At 41.1% G+C, this 1,822-nt stretch carries 3 protein-coding genes; all 3 read right to left on the reverse strand.

The genetic code is table 11. The annotated features are described in order from the left end of the window. Positions 1-129: 129 nt before the first annotated feature. Positions 130-312, reverse strand: a complete 183-nt coding sequence (locus VT06_RS18510; RefSeq protein WP_046555447.1) for a hypothetical protein — start codon at positions 310-312, stop codon at positions 130-132. A gap of 161 nt (positions 313-473) precedes the next feature. After that, complete coding sequence (locus VT06_RS16620) at positions 474-875, reverse strand: hypothetical protein (RefSeq protein ID WP_046555448.1); 402 nt, start codon at positions 873-875, stop codon at positions 474-476. Next, positions 875-1,822, reverse strand: a 948-nt coding sequence (locus VT06_RS17685) for a hypothetical protein (RefSeq protein ID WP_235357467.1), incomplete at its 5' end; no start/stop codon positions are given. The genes VT06_RS16620 and VT06_RS17685, both read right to left, overlap by 1 nt.

Raw genomic sequence — 1,822 nt, forward strand, 5'->3', positions numbered from 1 at the left:
AACGCCATGAATAACGCGATGGCATTTTTAGCACAACATTGCCAACGCCAAAATGTGAAACGAGACCAGAAAACCGGCCTATTTAAATGCTTAATGCCACATAATAATCAATGAGTTAGCTCGTTAAGGTCATACGTATGAATCACCATTAGCGCCATGACAAGCCGGTTTATTTTGTACGCCACCCACCGGGTAGATATAAACTAGGTTACCGTCTTCATACATTAATATCTTATCAATTTTGGCGGTGGTATCAGCTTGCGCGCCAACAGCAAATAATAATGTTATTGCAATTAAAATTATTTTCATCATTGTTCTCTCTCTATAAATCTAATTAGCACCAACACCTTTTTCGGTCCGCAATTCGCACTTAAATCTGGATGTCCTGCTTTTTTTCCTTTGGTGGGAGTCTTCGAATTTACTTTTCACATGTCCAAAGTTTGGATGTCCTATTTTTTCCTGCCTATTAAAAATCAAGTAAACGTTCTACAACTTAGAGGATTTCCACCGTCATCAAATCCCCAACTTTTAACAATATATGTCTCCGGGTCAACAATGTAGTAAATTAAACATTTACCAATCCACTCTTTTTCCATTCTAGTGTTCGGCAATATCTGCTGTACGAATACATGATAAACAAGTTGACCTTCACTATTTGTATTAACATTTAATAGTCCATCACCTGAAATTACGTAATCACCTCTAATATACTCACCTGCTCTTGAAAATCGATCTGGGCTGGTTTTAAACATTATTTCTCGTCCAACATCAAAGTTATTTCTAAAATTGATGAAATCTTGATGTCCGGCTGCGCACGATACCATCGTTAGAACTAGAACTAATGCCCAAAAAAAAGACTTTGCTATATCTTTCACTAGTAGCGTCTCCGATTAATTAAGTGTATGTAATAGTAATCAGAAAAAGGCTGAGCCGCAGCAAGAACAGTAACTGCATACGATGGTGCCATTGTTAGAATTAAAGATACTTGATCGTCAGGAACAAAAAAATAGTCATGAAATCCATCATGAAACTCAGCAAAAGCATCCATATAAGGCCATTTTCCAGCTCTTTGCATGAAAGGTGATTTATCATAAGCCATGCCAATGTCTTTAGATTTTAAAATGCCTTTTTTCCATTGCTCATAAGAGATATCATCTAATTGAGAGCCAACATCAGACTGCCCTCTCTGTTTCAAGTGAGGTTTACCATTCTCGTTGTATGGCAGTTCAGTTTGTTTGCTAGTTTTTGTACTGACCTTTTTGTATAACTCACTTGCGCCCATAGTCAAAGCTTGCACCATAGCGGCGGTGCTAGCACCTTTACCACAAGAACTACCAGAAGCCTTTCCAGCGCCACAACCACCCAACGCAGAGACACCAATCCTTTGCGCAGCATCACCCCATCCAGTAACATCACCAAAGTTAGCATAACCGCCAGCAGCACCTGCAATAGCTCCGGTAAATGCCCCTCTGACAGCTCCTCGCAAATTACCTGTGATTAATGCACCTCCTACAGCACCACCAACAGCGCCTGCTATTGCACCAGTTGCTACCGCGCCAGCAGTTGTCAGAGTAGCTGCAGTAGTTGCTGTTGCAGCAGTTCCCCAAGTTGCTCCCCATGTAGAAACCCATCCTGATGCCGCACCAGCTGTAAAATAAGTCACAGCAACCGCTACGATCGCTTTCCAGTACCGCTTAACAAACTTCCCAAGCTTTTTGAAAAAATACCCACTTGGATCGGTATAGCTCATCGGATTATTCATTACATAGCTATAGCGGTTGTAACTTTGCAAATTGCCTGGCGCTTGCACAAATGGGTCGGC

Source organism: Arsukibacterium sp. MJ3 (assembly GCF_000987765.1).
GTDB lineage: Bacteria > Pseudomonadota > Gammaproteobacteria > Enterobacterales > Alteromonadaceae > Alishewanella.